Origin of the sequence: Paractinoplanes ovalisporus (assembly GCF_016834655.1) — a bacterium.
GTDB lineage: Bacteria > Actinomycetota > Actinomycetes > Mycobacteriales > Micromonosporaceae > Actinoplanes > Actinoplanes ovalisporus.
In genome coordinates this window covers 593,111-609,190 of record NZ_JAENHP010000003.1, presented here as the reverse complement: position 1 = coordinate 609,190, position 16,080 = coordinate 593,111, and the positions used below count along the sequence as shown (strand labels likewise).

12 protein-coding genes are annotated in these 16,080 nt (G+C 70.6%); 9 read left to right on the top strand and 3 right to left on the bottom strand.

Annotation, left to right across the window (positions count from 1 at the left end):
- Positions 1 to 7: 7 nt before the first annotated feature.
- The 3 genes from JIG36_RS13075 to JIG36_RS13065 are packed head-to-tail and all read left to right on the top strand — an operon-like array spanning position 8 to position 6,231.
- Positions 8 to 1,048 (top strand): AAA family ATPase, encoded by a 1,041-nt coding sequence (locus JIG36_RS13075; protein ID WP_236046686.1) that lies wholly within the window; start codon positions 8 to 10, stop codon positions 1,046 to 1,048.
- Positions 1,038 to 5,891, top strand: a complete 4,854-nt coding sequence (locus JIG36_RS13070; protein ID WP_203376376.1) for an SAV_2336 N-terminal domain-related protein — start codon at positions 1,038 to 1,040, stop codon at positions 5,889 to 5,891. Before JIG36_RS13075 ends, JIG36_RS13070 begins: the two co-directional genes overlap by 11 nt.
- 22 nt (positions 5,892 to 5,913) lie before the next feature.
- Positions 5,914 to 6,231 (top strand): CU044_2847 family protein, encoded by a 318-nt coding sequence (locus tag JIG36_RS13065; RefSeq protein ID WP_438870723.1) that lies wholly within the window; start codon positions 5,914 to 5,916, stop codon positions 6,229 to 6,231.
- A gap of 82 nt (positions 6,232 to 6,313) precedes the next feature.
- Here the strand turns inward: JIG36_RS13065 and JIG36_RS13060 are convergent, their stop codons facing one another.
- Both JIG36_RS13060 and JIG36_RS13055 read right to left on the bottom strand, forming a co-directional pair.
- Complete coding sequence (locus JIG36_RS13060) at positions 6,314 to 7,186, bottom strand: hypothetical protein (RefSeq protein WP_203376374.1); 873 nt, start codon at positions 7,184 to 7,186, stop codon at positions 6,314 to 6,316.
- Positions 7,187 to 7,201: 15 nt separating this feature from the next.
- Positions 7,202 to 9,094: a Na+/H+ antiporter NhaA gene (locus tag JIG36_RS13055; protein ID WP_203376373.1), complete on the bottom strand. Its 1,893-nt coding sequence runs from the start codon at positions 9,092 to 9,094 to the stop codon at positions 7,202 to 7,204.
- Between the two features lie 172 nt (positions 9,095 to 9,266).
- On the opposite strand from JIG36_RS13055, the gene JIG36_RS13050 reads away from it, so the two are divergent.
- Positions 9,267 to 10,385, top strand: coding sequence for a diguanylate cyclase domain-containing protein (locus tag JIG36_RS13050; protein ID WP_203376372.1), 1,119 nt, complete (start codon positions 9,267 to 9,269; stop codon positions 10,383 to 10,385).
- Here the strand turns inward: JIG36_RS13050 and JIG36_RS13045 are convergent.
- Entirely contained in the window at positions 10,382 to 11,050 is a 669-nt protein-coding gene (locus JIG36_RS13045; RefSeq protein ID WP_307872688.1) for a TetR/AcrR family transcriptional regulator C-terminal domain-containing protein, read from the bottom strand. The two genes, JIG36_RS13050 and JIG36_RS13045, sit on opposite strands and share 4 nt — an antisense overlap.
- A 48-nt stretch (positions 11,051 to 11,098) precedes the next feature.
- Here JIG36_RS13045 and JIG36_RS13040 point away from each other — a divergent pair, with 48 nt between their 5' ends.
- From JIG36_RS13040 to JIG36_RS13020, 5 genes are all read left to right on the top strand, one after another.
- Complete coding sequence (locus tag JIG36_RS13040; RefSeq protein WP_203376371.1) at positions 11,099 to 11,776, top strand: DUF4386 domain-containing protein; 678 nt, start codon at positions 11,099 to 11,101, stop codon at positions 11,774 to 11,776.
- A 51-nt stretch (positions 11,777 to 11,827) separates the two neighbouring features.
- Complete coding sequence (locus tag JIG36_RS13035; RefSeq protein ID WP_203376370.1) at positions 11,828 to 12,592, top strand: hypothetical protein; 765 nt, start codon at positions 11,828 to 11,830, stop codon at positions 12,590 to 12,592.
- Entirely contained in the window at positions 12,589 to 13,179 is a 591-nt protein-coding gene (locus tag JIG36_RS13030; protein WP_307872687.1) for a LysE family translocator, read from the top strand. The genes JIG36_RS13035 and JIG36_RS13030 overlap by 4 nt, the downstream gene beginning before the upstream one ends.
- A gap of 34 nt (positions 13,180 to 13,213) precedes the next feature.
- A complete protein-coding gene (locus JIG36_RS13025) occupies positions 13,214 to 14,128 on the top strand; it encodes an aminoglycoside phosphotransferase/kinase family protein (protein ID WP_203376369.1) in 915 nt (304 codons plus the stop codon).
- Between the two features lie 172 nt (positions 14,129 to 14,300).
- Positions 14,301 to 15,890, top strand: a complete 1,590-nt coding sequence (locus tag JIG36_RS13020) for a dolichyl-phosphate-mannose--protein mannosyltransferase (RefSeq protein WP_203376368.1) — start codon at positions 14,301 to 14,303, stop codon at positions 15,888 to 15,890.
- The last annotated feature ends 190 nt before the right edge of the window (positions 15,891 to 16,080 follow it).

Genomic DNA, 16,080 nt, shown 5'->3' with positions numbered 1-16,080 from the left:
AGAACCCATGAGCTGGCTGATCTACAACGGCAGCGGGCGACCGCACAACCACATCGAGCGGCTTCCCGAACCTCCCCCGTGGCGCGTCTTCGACGGCGGTCCGCCGCTGGCTCCACCCACGACCGACGCCCAGAGCCGGACCCGGGTCGCCGAGATGCACCAGGCGGTCGCGTACCAACCCGAGCCCGAAACGGTCGAGCTGGTGAACGCCGCCCTCTACCTCCGGCGGCCCCTCCTGGTCACCGGCCGGCCCGGCACGGGCAAGTCGACCCTGGCCTATGCGATAGCCCGGGAGCTGGGCCTCGGACCGGTTCTGCACTGGCCGATCACCAGCCGCTCCACCCTGAAGGACGGCCTCTACCAGTACGACCCGTTGTCGCGCCTGCAGTCCTTCCGGCCCGGCGCCGACCCCGGCACCGGCGATGACATCGACATGTACCTGCGGCTCGGCCCGCTGGGCACGGCCCTGCTCCCGTGGGAACGACCCCGGGTGCTGCTCATCGACGAGCTCGACAAGAGCGACATCGACCTGCCGAACGACCTGCTCACGGTGTTCGAACGCGGCGACTACAAGATCCCCGAGCTGGTACGCATCGCCGAGCGCTACCCGCAGTGCTCGGTGCCGGTGGAGGACAGTGCTCAGCGGGTGACCGTCACGGACGGCCTGGTCCGCTGCCGCGCCTTCCCGATCGTGATCATGACCAGCAATGCCGAGCGGGAGTTCCCGGCCGCGTTCCTGCGCCGCTGCGTCAGCCTCCACCTGAAGGAGCCGGGTGCCGGCCAGCTGGTCCAGATCGTCCGAGCCCACCTCGGCGGTCTCGCCGACAGCGGCGCCGACCTCATCGAGCGCTTTCTCGCCCGGCGCTCCCAGGGCGCCCTGGCCACGGACCAGCTTCTCAACGCGATCTATCTGCTGAACCAGGCGGAGCTGGCGCGTGAGGAGGGCACGCTCGAAGTGGACCGGCAGGTGCTGGCCGACCGGATCTTCTCCTACCTTTCGGACACCGCGGAGGACGCCGAGTTCGAGCTGAGCCTCGATGAGAGCTGACCTTCTCCGCGCGATTCTAGGGGAGGTCACCGGGCAGAGCCCGACCGCACTGGAGATCGCGGAAACGCTGTGGCTCGCCGGTCACGCCGGCGAAGGCCACCGGGGGCCCGACCCGGTGGCGGTGGAGCCGGCGGCGGCGGACCCGTTCGAGGGCCCAGCCGTGACCGCCACCGGGAACGAAGCCGAGACGGCGGCCAGCCTGTCCGAGTTGCAGGCGATGCCGGCGCCGGCCGATCCGGAGCCGGCGACCGTGCCCGCCATGGAGGATCCCGCCCTCTCCCTCCACGTCGACGCGGACGGCCAGGATTTCGAAGCCTCGACCGGAACCTTCGAGACAGTGGCGGTTCCGTCGGCGGAGACCCTGCACGACCGGCTCGGTCTGCAACGCGCTCTCCGTCCCCTGAAGCGGCGCGTGCCTTCGCCCCACGTGCGGGTTCTGGACGAGATCGTGACGGCCGAACGGATCGCGGACGAGCTGATGCGGAGCCGTCCGGAGGGTCCGGGCCGGGGCTTGTCGCTGCGGCCCGCCGAGGAGCGCTGGCTGCGGCTGGACATCGTCTTCGACGCCGGTCCCAGCATGGCGATGTGGCGCGATCACGTCGTCGAGCTGGAGCGGCTGATGAACCAGGTGGGCGCGTTCTCGGCGGTCCGATGCTGGAGCCTGGAGGTGGCCGCCGGCGTGGCGACGCTGCGGACCTTCGGAACCCGGGCCGGTGGCCGGGCGCCGGGCGCGATCCTGGGCGTCGAGGGTCGGCAGGCGATCCTGGTTGTCAGTGACTGCTCGGGCGCGAACTGGTGGCGCGGAACGCTGCCGGGGGTCGTGGCCGGCTGGGCGCGGCGAGCCCCGGTCGCCATCATCCAGCCCCTTCCCGAGAGGCTCTGGGCGCGGACGGCCGCGCCGGCCCGACCCGGCTCGATCAAGGTCGCCGAGCCGGGTCTGCCGAACAGCCGGCTCCGCTTCACCCCGTCCGCCGACTTCGCCGGCCCGGTCCGCGGCGGCGTGCCGGTCCCGGTTCTGGAGTTGTCCGCATCGTGGTTCGGGGGCTGGGCGTCGACGGTGGCCGGCGTTTCGAGCGCCGCGTTTCCCTGTGCGGTCGCCCACCTGCAAGGCTCGGGGGCCCGAGCGGTGCCGGCGTCGTTGCACGCCGACCTGACCGCCGAGGACCGGGTCCTGCGGTTCCGCTCGTCGGCCTCGCCGGACGCGTTCCGGCTGGCCGGCTTCATCGCCACCACGGTGCCGACCGTCCCGGTGATGCGGCTCGTCCAGCAGGCCATGTTCGGCCGCAGCTCCCCGGCCCAGCTGGCCGAGGTGATCCTGAGTGGTCTGTTCCGCACCGACTACTCGGGTGCGCAACGGTTCACCTTCTTCGACGGCGTCCGCGAGCTGATGCTGAGCACGCTCACCAAAGTCGACGCGCTGAGCGCGGTCCGGGTGCTCCAGGGTGTCTCGCAGCTGATCGAGTCACGCGCCGGGGAGACGGACGTCAGCTTCCCGGCTCTGCTCGGTCTCCCTCCGGGCCAGGGCGCCGGGGCGGATCGGGGCGGTGCGTCCTTCGCCCTCGTGAGTCCCGAGGCGCTGGCCCGCCTCGCGCCGGCGGCCCTGACCCGTACGTCTTCCGGCCCGGCCACCACCCCGATGCCGGAGCCGGAGCGGCGACCGCGTTATGCCCCTCTGCCGGCCTGGATACAGGTCCGACGCGTGACCTCGAGCATGCTGGTGCGCCAGCCGATGCTGTTCGTGGGGCTCGGAGGCACGGGATGCCGGGTCGGGGCGGAATTCGAGCGACGCCTGCGGGAGGCGTTGTGCGGATCCGACGGGATGGCTCTGCAGGAACGCCTTTTGGATGAAGAGCGTCTGCCGTACCAGCTTCCGCGGTGCACGCAGTTTGTCTACGCCGACCTGAGCGCATCCGAACTCGCGCGGGTGCGCCGTACGGTCGTGCCCGGCCCCGAGCACGAGCAAGCCGCGCAAATGACGATGGGTCTGGTCGAGGATCTGGTTCCGGCCGGCTTGAACAACTCTTCCGAGGTCGCTCAGAGCCTGCGGATCCACCTGGACGACGACATGATCGGCTGGCTGCCGCCGCGGGACACCGATCCGCGCATCGGCCCGCTCGTCCGCGGAGCCGGCCAGCTGCCCACCGTCGCCCGATCGGCCCTCTTCGAGACTCTGCGCCGCGACGCGGACGCCGCGACCTCAGCGATCCGTACTGCGCTCTCCGAGATCAACAAGTCTGCGGGCGATCTGCGGGAACTCAGCGGCGGCCTGCCGCGACATCGCACCGTCCTGGTCTTCGTCGCCTTCTCGGTGACCGGTGGCGTCGGCAGTGGGCTGTTCTACGACTACCTGCATCTGATCGGTGACCTGTTCGTGCGTGGTGGCCTGTCGGCCGAGATCTACCCACTGGTGCTGATGCCCTCGGCCTTCGACGAGGGGCAGGGCGGCGGCCGTGCCGTCGAGCTGAACGCCGGGTCTGCGCTCATCGACCTGTTCCGCCTGATCGACGATCAGAACGCCATGGGCAGCGTGGATGATCTGGATGTCTCTAGGCGCCAGTCGTCGGTGGCCGTGCGTCACCCGCGCTCAGGGCTGATCCGGCTGCCTCCCAACATGATTCAAACGGCGCTCCTGTTCGGTCGCTCGGCGCCCGGCATTCTCCGGGAGGATCTGCATGAGTCGATGACGTCGTTGATGACGTCGTTCATGAGCGCCGCGCCGCCGGGGGAGTGGCCGGACGCCGCGGCGGCCGATGCGCACCTGTCGTTCGCCGACAGCTTCATCAATGGGGCGGTCGAGCGCTCCTCCGTGGCCGACGCCGGTTTCGGAAGACGCGGAGTGACCACCAGCGCGGTGGCCACGGTGGCCACGCCACTGGCCGAGATCACCGATGTCATCGCCGGGCGTCTGCTGGCCCGTGCGGTGGAGGAGCTACTGGTACCCCCGGGCGCCCTGGAGAACAACAAGTCCTACATTCGGGCCTTCATTTCAGTGGCCGGGCTCGATGCCATGCTGGAGGCTCGGCCGCGACCCGTAGCCTTCCGGGGAAGCGATGCAGTCGGCCATCAAGCCGTACTGAACGCGTTGGTCGGACGAGCCGACGACATGGCCGCAAACGTACGGGACAAAGGCGTGTTAGCTCCTGCAGTCGCCGGGATGGCGCAGGGTGTCCGGTTCGAGGCGGCCACGGCCCGGGTGTTGCGCGACATAGATCTGTTCCGGGCGTGCCGAGTTGCCGTCGGGCACGCCGAGCTGACCGACCCGATCGACCGCGGTGGATTCTCGGGTCTGCTCGACAGCTGGTCGCAGACGCCGGCGCCGCCGGCTGGTCTGGATTCCGAGCTGCCGCCGAAACCGGGCGTCCTCCCGCGCAAGCTTCTTTCGCGTGTCCGGATGGCCGACCCGGAGGTGCGGGAGGTCATCCAGCGGCAGGACTCTTGGTACGCCTGGCAGACACGGCGGCTGTACAACGCCTGCTGGAACGACAGCCGGCGACTGTGGGAGCGGCCGTGGCGCTCCTACATCGACGAGCTTTCGGCACTCGTCCAAGGGTTTCATCAGCACGTGAGCGAAGACCGCCAGTCGTTCGAGGTCCGTTCTCGGGAGCTGTATCGGTCCCGGCCGGGTGCCGCGTACATCCTGCCTCCCGAGAACCGTGGCCTGGAGGGGCTGTATCGCGCCGTGGTCGACCGGATGCAGGCGGAGTACTCGGCGTCGCTGCCGTCCAACGCGCACGAGGGTCACGTGCTCAATGCCCTCCTGGGCCCGGACAACTGGCAGCGGGCGTACGAGGCCGGCCGCCGAGACCCGATGGGCGCGGTGGGTTTCGTCCGGCAGAGGGTCCGGGAGGCGGTCGCCGCGCACCTGCATCCCCCCGGCCACGATCGAGTGGCTCTCGTTCCGCGGATGGAAGACCTTCTGCGCGCCGCCGCGACCGAGCACAACCGCTTTGTTCCCGACCAATACCACGTCCAGCTGCGTGAGAAGCTCGCCGACCTGGTACCCCGGGGTCTTGTCCCGGCCGGACGGGCCCCGGTCCGCGCGCTGATCACCTACCCGTCCCTGGTGCCGAGCGAACCGATCGAGCACTATCTCCATCGCGAGGTCGCGCTCCGGATTGACCCGGAGGCCGTGGTCGAGTTCCGCGCGGTGCCCGGTGAGAGCGTCACTGTCATCATGAATCGGACCGGCATGGGTGTGACCGATGTTCCCGAGGTACGGCGTCTGCTGAAGGTCTGGTCCGACGCGCACCGCCGGCCCGAGCCGCACGACTACCTGGCCTGGCGTAGACGCCTGGAGCCTGATGTCGGCTACCGGTTGCTGGCCCGGGACGACCGCCCTCGCGTCCTGCATCACCTGCTCTGCGCGGCCTGGAACGGGGCGGTGACGGTCGGCGGCGACGTGACCAGCCCGACCGAGATCGTGGTCAGTTCCGGCGGCCGGGACAGCATCAGTATGAGGTTGGATCTCTCGTCGTTCGGCACGCTGTCCTCGTGGGGCAACCTCCTCCAGGCGTACGAGAGCTGGACCGTGACCGACGACGATCCTGCCCGCGGCGAACTTGCCGCCCGACTGATGTGGATCGAGCCGAAGGGCGTCGACCACTCGCTCCAACCGCCCAGCCCGGTGTACACCGCAATCGTGGAACAGGCCGAGCGTGAGGTGGGGAGGATCGAAGAGGCGGCGGCGAGCCGGGCGCTCAGCCGCGACCCGCAACTTGTCGTGCTCGGTGAGTTCTGGCGGGAGCTCTTGCCGGCCGCTCTCGCCATGCCGATCGGGGTCGACCGTCGCCGTCTGACCGATCTTCAGGCTCAATTCAATGTCGCCGGCGGGCCGGGCGAGTAATCCCGATGGAAGGGTGATGCGTGTGTCGCAAGTGGTGACGTATCGGCTGGACGACGCCGTCGAGGTGCAGTTCGAGGTCGACCCGGTGGCGGGCTTCGTGCCCGCGGGGGCCGAGGAGGTCGTCGTCCAGGTGCGGCAGGCCATCGAACCGGCCATAGCCGCGGCTCGGGTCGTCCTGGACCGGGCCCGGTCGCTCAGCCCCGACGGCGTCGAGGTCAAGTTCGGGATCAAGGTGACCGGCACGGCCAACTGGCTGATCGCGAAGGCCGCCACCGAGGGCAACTTCGAGGTCAAACTGTCGTGGGCCGGCGACAACGGCGCCAAGGACGACGGAGACTGACGCCCTTAGCCCCGCTTTAACCTTCAACTATCACCGGGTCGCCGGTCCCGGCCACGAGTCGCCTGACCCCGCGTACTGCCGCCTAGATCTCGTAGAAGGCCGGCGGCAAGGGAAACGGCTCGGTGCCCGGTGCGTACGCCAGCACCGGGCTTCCCTTGACCACACCCTCCTTCGGGTGGTGCCAGCCGACGTCGAGGCTGACGGCGGCGGCCACCTCGTTCGCGTCGGGGATGTCCCACCAGTCCTCGGCGTGGTCCTCCGGGCGGCCGGTCAGGCCGTCGCGTTCAAGGGCCTCGCGCTCGATCGGCAACGGCTCACCGGAACAGGTCTCCAGCGCCTCGCTGTCGAACGTGCGGACGACCACGCCGTCGCGCACGATGTGCCAGGCCGAGCCGTCACCGCGTTCTCCGAAGTAGAACGCGTGGGCCTCGCCGAACTCGACGCTCAACCGGGCGATGGTCTCCCGCACCTCCGCGGCCCGGTCGCCGAAGGCGTCGCACCACGGGCCCATCAGAGGAACCCATCCGTTGATCGAGGGGCCGACGTAGACCAGGCCGATCGGTGCGTCCTTGTCGTGCTCCAGCGTGTCGATGACGACCGAGGCGAGCGCGTACGTCGTCTCGCGGACCCCGGTCAGCCCGAGCGCCTCGATCACGGCCGCCTGGTCGTCGCCGCGGATCGTCCACCAGTAGGTCCAGCAGGACGTCACGCTGCCGATCGGGTCGGTGCGCCGCCGGATGCGGACCAGCCGTTCCACGGCCCGCCGGTCGGCCGGCTCCAGCGCGGCCTCGCCGCCCAGGGTGGCCAGCGCCTCGAGGGCGGTGCGGCGCAGCCGGCCCGGTCCGTCGCGCCGCACCGCGCGCAGCTCCTCGATAGTCTCGGTGGTGTTCTCCAGCCGGCACATCAGGGTGCGGCGCTCGGACGGGCTCGCAGCGGCCAGCTCCTCGGCAATCACGCCGGGCACCTTACGTCAGCGGCGCTTGGCGGCGATCTTCGCCCGGACGCGGGCGACGCGGATGGCCTCCTTCAGGGTCGCCACGTCGTAGGCGCCGTAGTGGCGGCGGCCGTTGATGAAGAACGTAGGCGTTCCGGAGACGCCGCTCAGGTCGGCCGACTCCAGATCGGCGGTGATGTGTTCCTTGCAGGGCGGCTTCATCATGTCGTCGTGGAACCGGTCCTGGTCGAGGTTCAGCTGGCCGGCGTAGGCGATCAGGTCGGCGATGCGCAGATGGTCCTGGCGGGTGAACATCAGGTCGTGCATCTCCCAGAACCGGCCCTGCAGACCGGCCGCCTCGGCGGCCTGCGCGGCCAGCTGGGCCTGGGGGTGCACGTCGGTCAGCGGCAGGTGACGCCACACGTAGCGCAGGTCGTCGTCGGTCAGCAGCTCGCGGACCACGGGCTCGGCGCGGCCGCAGTACGGGCACTGGAAGTCGCCGTACTCGACCAGGGTCACCGAGGCGTCGGCCGGACCCCGTACGTGGTCGCGGTCGGGGTCGACGTCGGGGATCAGGTCGGTCAGCTCCTCGACGTCGCCGAGCAGGGCCACCGCCTTGCGGGGCTTGGGCAGGCGGCTCGTCACGAAGAAGACCGTCCACGTGACCAGGGAGGCGCCGACGATCGCCAGCAGCAGGCCCAGCTTGACCTCGGACAGGTACGGCTCGTCCAGCGCCAGGTTCGCGATCAGGAACGAGACCGTGAACCCCATCCCGGCGATCGTCCCGGTGCCGAGCACGGACGCCCAGCCCGCCCCGGGGCGGATGCGGCCGCCGCTCATCCACGTGACCAGCGCCGACACCCCGGTGATGGCGACCGGCTTCCCCACCACGTACGCCAGGAAGACGCCCACCGTGACCGGGGACATGATCGCCTCGCCGAGGAAGTCGCCGTGGATCTCGATGCCCGCGTTGGCCAGGCCGAACAGCGGCACGATCAGGTAGCTCGACACCCCCGACCACGTGCGCGTCAGCCGGTCGTTCGGGGAGAGCGACCGCAGCACGCCGATCCGCGCGAACCGGGCCAGTTCGGGCGTCGGCTGCTCGCGGAACGAGCGGAACAGATCGCTGGCCTGCTCCAGTTCGCCGCGGGCGGGCGTGTACGCGGCCGCGGCCAGGCCGATGGCGAGACCCGACACCACCGGGTCGACGCCGCTGTGCAGCATCGCGCCCCAGATGACCAGGCAGAACGGCAGATAGATGAACCCGCTGCGGACGCCCAGACGCACCAGCACCAGCGTGAACGCGTAGACCGCGAGCGCCAGCAGCAGCGGGGCCAGCCGGAAGTCCTCGGTGTAGGCGGCGCCGATCACGATCAGCGCCACCACGTCGTCGACCACCGACACCGTGACCAGGAAGAGCCGCGCCTGCACGGGCACGTTCCGGCCGACCAGCGCGAGCAGGCCCAGCGCGAGGGCGGTGTCGGTCGACATCGCCGCGCCCCAGCCCGCCACACCCGGGCCGCCGTGGGTGAAGGCCAGATAGATGCCGATCGGCAGCATCATCCCGGCGATCCCGGCCAGCGCGGGCAGCACGAACCGCCGCCGGTCACGCAGGTCGCCCAGATCGAACTCGCGCCGCGCCTCGAGCCCGACGACCAGGAAGAACAGCGTCATCAGGCCGCTGTTGACCCATTCCCGCAGGCCCAGCTCGATGCCCTCGCCACCGAACCGGATGCTCAGCTCGGTGCTCCAGAACGACTCGTAGCTGCCGTCGGCGGTGTTGGCCCACAGCAGGGCGGCGACGATGGCCGCGACCAGCACCCCGGCGCTGCCGGCCTCGGTGCTGAGGAAATCCCGCAGCGGCGTCGTGACCTTGTGCGTCCACCTGGTCGTCGAGGTGGAGTCGCTGAGCTCGGTGGCGTCACTCACGGTCAAACCCAAGCACTTCGCGCCCCGCCTTTCCACCGTCTGTGACCAGCGTCCGTCAAGACCGGTTTCCCGTACGGCGGAAAGGTGTGCCCGCCATGAACATCGTTGAATGGATAAGATCCGGTGTCCAGGTTCGTGGAACGGATGCCGCGACCGCTCGGGGGGAGGCAGGTTGACCAGCACCGAAGATCTGCCGGCTCAGCTCTCCGACGCCCTCGACCAGCTCGCCCACGTGCGCCGGCAGCTCGACGGCCTGCGGACTCTGCACGAGGTCAGCCGGGCCGTGCACGCCAGCCTCGACCTCACGGCGACGATGGACGCGGTCGTGCACGGCGTCACCCGGGCCTCCGGCTTCGAGGTCGCGGTGATCAACGTGCTGCAGCCCGACGGTGACTTCATGGTCGTCTCGGCCGACGGCACCGACGAGATCCGCCGCTCGCTGCTCGGCACCCGCACCACGCCCGGCAACTGGGACGAGCTGTTCGCCAAGTCCGAGTCGTGGGGTGCGCTGCACTTCATCGGCCACGGCAACGCCATGCCCGACTCGATGATCGTCTGGACGTCGGACACGCTGCCCGTGCCCGCCGACCCCGAGGGCTGGCACCCCGACGACATGCTGCTGGCCCCACTCACCGCGCCCACCGGCGAACTGGTCGGGGTGCTCAGCGTCGACCTGCCCCTCGACGGCCGCCTGCCGGGGCCGGTGCAGCGCGAGATGCTCGAACTGTTCGCCCAGCACGCGTCGACCGCCGTGCACCACGCCCGCCTGCACCACGAGCTCGCCGAGAGCCGGGCCCGCCTGGCCCACGCCGCGACCCACGACCCGCTCACCGGGCTGGCCAACCGGGCGCTGCTGCGGGCCTTCACCGACGAGCTGGCCGGCCGGCCCGGCGCCGAGGTGGGCGTCATGGTGATCGACCTCGACGAGTTCAAGGCGATCAACGACGCGGGCGGTCACGACGCCGGCGACGAGGTGCTGCGCACGGTGGCCGGGCGGATGGCCTCGCTCGTACGGCCGGAAGATCTGCTGGCCCGGGCCGGTGGCGACGAGTTCATCGTCGTCGTGACCGGTGGTGACGTCGGGACGGTCCTGCGCGACACGGCCGAGCGGATCCACGCCGCGCTCACCGAGCCGATCGAGACCCGCGGCGGGCCGCGCAAGGTGGGCGCGAGCATCGGTCATGCGTACGGGGAAAGCTCTTCCGATTTCGCCCAGCTCGCCGCGGCGGCCGACGCCGACATGTACCGCACCAAGCAGCGCCACCGCGCGAAGCGTCCCTGGGTCGCCTAAACCGCCACGCGTAGCTGCTCGAGGCCGTTGAGCAGCAGGTCGAGGGTGAACTCGAACTCGGTCTGGCTGTCGCACCAGCCCAGCGTCGCCTCGCCCGCGTCGTGGATCTCCGAGGCGACCATCGCGGTGATGTGCGGCATCGCCTCGGCCATCGCGGCCAGCTCGGCCTCGGCCGCCTCCGGCTCGAAGTCGCCACCGGCCGCGGCCGGGCTGAAGATCTCTTGCGCGAACCCGAGCGGCATGCTGCCGAACGCGTGCAGCGCGCGGTGGGCCAGGTGGTAGGAGAAACCGGCCGCGACCAGGGTGCCGACGATGCCGTCGTAGTAGGCGTAGACGGTCGGCGGCACCGACGTGCTCGAGGCGATCAGGCCGGGCGCCCACGGATGCCGCAGCATCACCCGGCGGGCCAGCAGGAACTGCTCGCGCAGATGCCGCCGCCAGTCGCCGCCGTCGGCCGGCAACGCCCGGATCTCGCTCAGCACCGTCTCGACCACGCCGTCGAGCAGCGCCTTCTTCGCGGGCAGGTGGTAATAGAGCGACATCGCCTCGACGCCCAGGTCGGCCGCGAGCCGGCGCATCGTCAGGGCGGGGAGGCCGTCCCGGTCGACGAGCGCGACCGCCGCCGCGAGCACCCTGTCCCGGCTGAGCGGATTCCTGGTTGCCACGGCCGTACCTTACATCGTATGGTTCACCTTACAACGTAAGGGGGAATCATGATCCGTACGGCCCGCATCACCGGGCTCCTCTACCTCGCACTCGCCGTCGGCGGCGGCCTCGGCTTCCTGCTGATCCGCCCGCAGCTCTCCGACGGCGCCGCCACCATGGCCAACCTGGTCGCCGACCCCGCGCTGGCCCGCTGGGGCATCACGTTCGAACTGTTCACCGTGCTGGCCCAGGCGCTCGCCGCGGTCTGGTTCTTCCGCCTGTTCCGCGCCTCGGCGCCGGTCGCCGCGGGCGAGATCGCCGCGTTCGGCCTGGCCAACGCGTTCGCCATCCTGATCAGCGCCGCCCTGCTGGGCGCGGCCCTGACGGTGGCACAGTCGCCGTACGGCGACGCGGCCTCGACCGTGCAGACCCTCTACCTGGTGAGCGACCAGCTGTGGGCGGTCGGCGGCCTGTTCTTCGGGTTGTGGCTGATCCCGATGGGGTGGTGCGTGCTGCGCTCCGGCCTGATGCCGCGGGCCCTGGGCTGGGTCCTCATCCCCGGCGGTGTCGGCTACGTGCTGAGTGCCTTCCTGGCGTACGCGTTGCCGGACGCGCCGCTGGTCGCCGACCTGCTCGCCTATCCAGCGACGGTCGGCGAGTTCTGGATGATCGGCTACCTGCTCATCCTCGGCGTCCGGAGGCTTCCGGCCCTGGCTCCGGTTCCGGTGGGCGCCGCTTCGGCATGATGAGCGCCTTGGTCGCTGCGAAGTGGGGCGCGAACCCCTAAGGTGGGCCGCGTGCTGCTGAACGTGGAGCCGGTTCGTGTCCTCGGCGACCCCGACGAGCCGCGGTTGAGCTTCTCGGCCGACACCGAGACCAACCGCGAACGCCTTCTGCTCGTCGACGGCAAGCCCGCGTTCGAGCTGACGTTCTGGTGCGGCACCTGCCAGATCCTGTTCCAGCGGCAGGAGGGTTCCACCGAGACGTTCTCGCCCGAGGGCGACGACCCGGTCGAGGCGTTCGGATCGCTGCTGCCGCAAGGCGATTACCAGCCGTTGTCGCTCGAGATCCGGCCGCGGCTGGTGCAGCCCTCGGGCGCGGGCGACTACTTCGCCGAGGAACAGGTCGAGACGTGGGGCCTCGACTCGTTCTGGGGCCTGCCCGTCTACCCGCGCACCCCGTACTACCGGACGTTCGAAACCCCCGTCGACGGCGAGGCCCACTTCTACGAGTTCGTCGTGCCGATGGTTCCGCCGTCGTGGAACGAGCGGGCCCAGGTCGAGAAGTACGCGTCCGATCTGGAGTCGGGTGACGTGGCGACCGCGGTGGCGGTGTCGATCCTCGACGTGAGCGCCCCGGCCGGCGCCGACGGTCCCGACCACTACCAGCACTGGGCGCTCACCCACTTCCTGCTCGACGGACATCACCGCATGCAGGCGGCGGCCGAGACAGGCCATCCCGTACGCCTCCTGTCCCTCCTGGCCGTCGACTCCGGAACCGCGAGCCGGCCGATGGTCGAGCGCGTCCCCGCGCTGCGCGCCCAGGAACCGGGACGCCGGTGAACACCTGGGCGTTCGTCGCCGTGGTCGCGCTGGGGGCCATGTCGCCCGGGCCCGACTTCGCGCTGGTCGTGCGTCACTCGGTGGTCTCCGGCCGACGGCACGGCATGGCGACCGCGGCCGGGATCGCGGCCGGGGTGTTCGTGTGGGCGGCCGCCGCCGGCTCCGGTGTGGTGGCCCTGATCGCGTGGGCGCCCGACCTGCTGACCGGGCTGAAGCTGGTCGGTGCGGTCTACCTGCTCCACCTCGGCGTGAAGTCGTGGCGGGCGAAAGAGACCACCGAGCCGGTCGCCTCGTCCCACGCCTTCCGCGACGGCCTGCTGTGCAACGTGCTCAACCCCAAGGCGGCGGTGTTCTTCGTGGCGCTGCTTCCGCAGTTCCTGCCCGCATCGCCCGGACTGCTCGACACGGTGCTGCTCTCGGGCCTGGCCGTGCTGATATCGGCGGTCTGGTTCATGACGGTCGCCACGCTGGTGTCGTCCCTGCGGCGGTTGCTGGCGCGGGCGGCCGTGCGGCGCGCGATCGACCGGGTGACCGGCGTGGTGCTGATCGGCCTCGGCGTACGGCTGGCGGTCACCACCGCACGGTAAGGCTTTGTTCAGGCTCGGATGCGACGCTGTCGACATGCCTGTGATCGATGACTGGTGCCGGCGGTGGCTCGGCTCCGGAGCGGCGGAAACCCTGTTCGTCACCGGCCATCTGTCGCGGGTCGCGGGCGTCCGGCTCGAGGACGGCCGCGAGGTGGCCATCAAGGTGCGTGCGGCCGCCCCACGGCTGCGGGTGTGCACGGCCGTACAGAAAGCGTTGTGGGAGGCGGGTTTCCCGTGCCCTGAGCCGCTGGTCGGTCCGGTGCGGCTCGGCGGCTATGCGGCAACTGCGGAGACTCTGGTCGCGCCGGGCGGTCTGGGTCCGGAGGTTTCCCCGTACGCGGAACTGCTCGCCCGCCTGCTCTCCATCGCGCCCCCGCCGTCGGCCGTGGGAAGCCTGGCGCCGCACCCGCCGTGGACGGCCTGGGACCACGCCGGCCCCGTCGGCTCCCGGCCGAGCCCGGCGTCCGGCGGACTGTGGCCGCCCCCGGACGACCGCGACGGCGACCTCAACGCCCACCCGTCCTGGCTCGACGAGGTGGGCTCGCGGGCGCGGCGGCGGCTCTCGGCCCACGACGGCGCACCGGTGATCGGCCACGGTGACTGGGAGGCCCACAACGTCGGCGAGATCGTGCTCGACTGGGACAGCACGATCGCCGCACCCGAGGCGGTGATCGTCGGCCTGGCCGCCGCCGTGTGGGTGAGCGGCCTGCCTGGTCGGTCCGAGGGCGGGGCCACGGTCGACGAGTCGCAGGCCTTCCTCGACGCCTATCAGGGTGCGTCGGGCCGGCCCTGGACCGCCGATGAGATCGGGGCTGCCTGGGCCGCCGGGCTTTGGGTGCGGGCCTTCAACGCCAAGAAGGCCGAACTCGACAGCGACGATGCCGAGCCCCGCCGCTCCCCACTGACCGAGGCCGAGGCCGCCGAGCGGCTGCGGCTGGCGGCCGCCTGATCGCCCCTCGCGAGGCTCGGCGGGTCCCGATCTGGCGTGCCATGGGGTGTTTCGCGGGCGTGTGAGGTCTGCTGGGTGTGGCTCGCGAGTCGGCGTTCAAGGGCTCGCCCCCACAAGCCGGGGCCTAGGTGCTTGCAGCAGGCGTCCACGGCGCGGGCGCTGACGGGCGCTGATGAACGGTTGCCGGCACCACTACGATCGCGGGGTGACGACGGCCCTAGTTGAGCAAGAGGCAGCCCCGGCGCAGGCACCCAAGGCCGGTGTGCCGGACATCGTGCGCCGCCGCCTGGCCACGCTCGACAACTGGCTCAACCCGTACTCGTGGCTGGTGACCGGCTTTGTTGTCGTCATCGGGGCGCTGTTGCGGTTTCCGGGGCTGGGTGACCGCAAGGGTTACATCTTCGACGAGATCTACTATCCGACCGACGCCTGGGACATGCTCCAGCACGGGGTCGAGTGGGACGAGAAGACCAACGGCCCGGCGTACGTCGTTCATCCGCCCCTGGGGAAGTGGCTGATCGCCGCGGGGGAGGCGGTGTTCGGCAACAACGAGATCGGCTGGCGGGTGCCGGCCGCGGTGGCGGGCACGCTGATGATCCTCATTCTTGCGCGGGTCGCCTACCGGCTGTTCCACTCGGTGCTGCTGGCGGGGGCGGCCGGCCTGCTGATGGCGCTCGACGGGTTCCAGCTGGTGCTTTCGCGCACCTCCCTGCTCGACATCTTCCTCGGGTTGTTCATCCTGGCCGCGTTCGCCGCGATGGTGCTCGACCGTGACCACTACCGGCGGCATCTGCGGCGCAAGCTCGAAGGCGGCTACGACCCGGAGATGTCGTTCCGGGTGCCGGGCACGGTGCCGTGGTGGCTGCTCGTGGCCGGGGTGTTCTTCGGGCTGGCGCTCGGCGTGAAGTGGAGCGCGCTGTTCTTCCTGCCGTTCTTCGGCGGGCTTGTGCTCCTCTGGCGGTGGCAGGCCCGCCGGTCGGCCGGTGTTCGGAACCCGGTCAACACCGGCCTGCGGGCCGACATCGGCTGGGGGGTCACGAGCGTGGCCCTCACCCTGGTGTTCTATCTGGCCACCTGGACCGGCTGGTTCGTCACGAACACCGGCTACTTCCGGCACTACCGCGAAGCCAACGGCATGAGCGAGCCGCCGGTGCTGGGCGCGCTGCTCAACCTGTGGCATTACCACCAGGAGGCGTACGGCTTCCACAGCGGTCTCGACAAGCCGCACCCCTACCAGTCCTGGCCGTGGCAGTGGTTGCTGCTCGGCCGTCCGGTCGCGTTCGACTGGAACACCACCGGCAACTGCGGTGCGCCCAGTTGTGCCCGCGAGATTCTGCTGCTGGGCACTCCGCTGCTGTGGTGGTCGTTCCTGCCGGCGCTGGTCGGTCTGGTCTGGTTCGGGCTGGCCCGGCGCGACTGGCGGGCGTGGGCGATCTTCGTGCCGGCGTTCGCGGGTCTGGCGCCGTGGTTCTACTACGCGGTCAAGGACAGCCGGACGATGTTCTCGTTCTACGTGCTACCCGCGCTGCCGTTCCTGATCCTGGCCGTCGTCTACGTGCTCGGCGCGATCATGACGCCGCCCGAGGGCATGGCGAGCGGCAAGGCCCGCACCGATCGACAGCTGGTCGGGACGGTGGTGGCCGGGGCGTACGTCATCCTGGTGGCGCTCTGTTTCGCGTACTTCTTCCCGATCTTCACCAACCAGCTGATCCCGTACGAGGACTGGTCGTCCCGCATGTGGCTGGGCAGCCGCTGGATCTGACGGGAGCGCCCCGGTCAGACGCCGGAGCCCAGCTCACGGGCGAGATGGCCGGAGCGCCCCGGTCGCGGCCGCTTCCGCCAAGCGGTCACCCCCTCGTTGCCCGGGACGCTCCGATGTGGTCAGTGTGCGGCCAGAGGATCGCCGTGTCCTCAGCACGAAGCGCATTCCCGTACGCAATGAGCGCACTCCC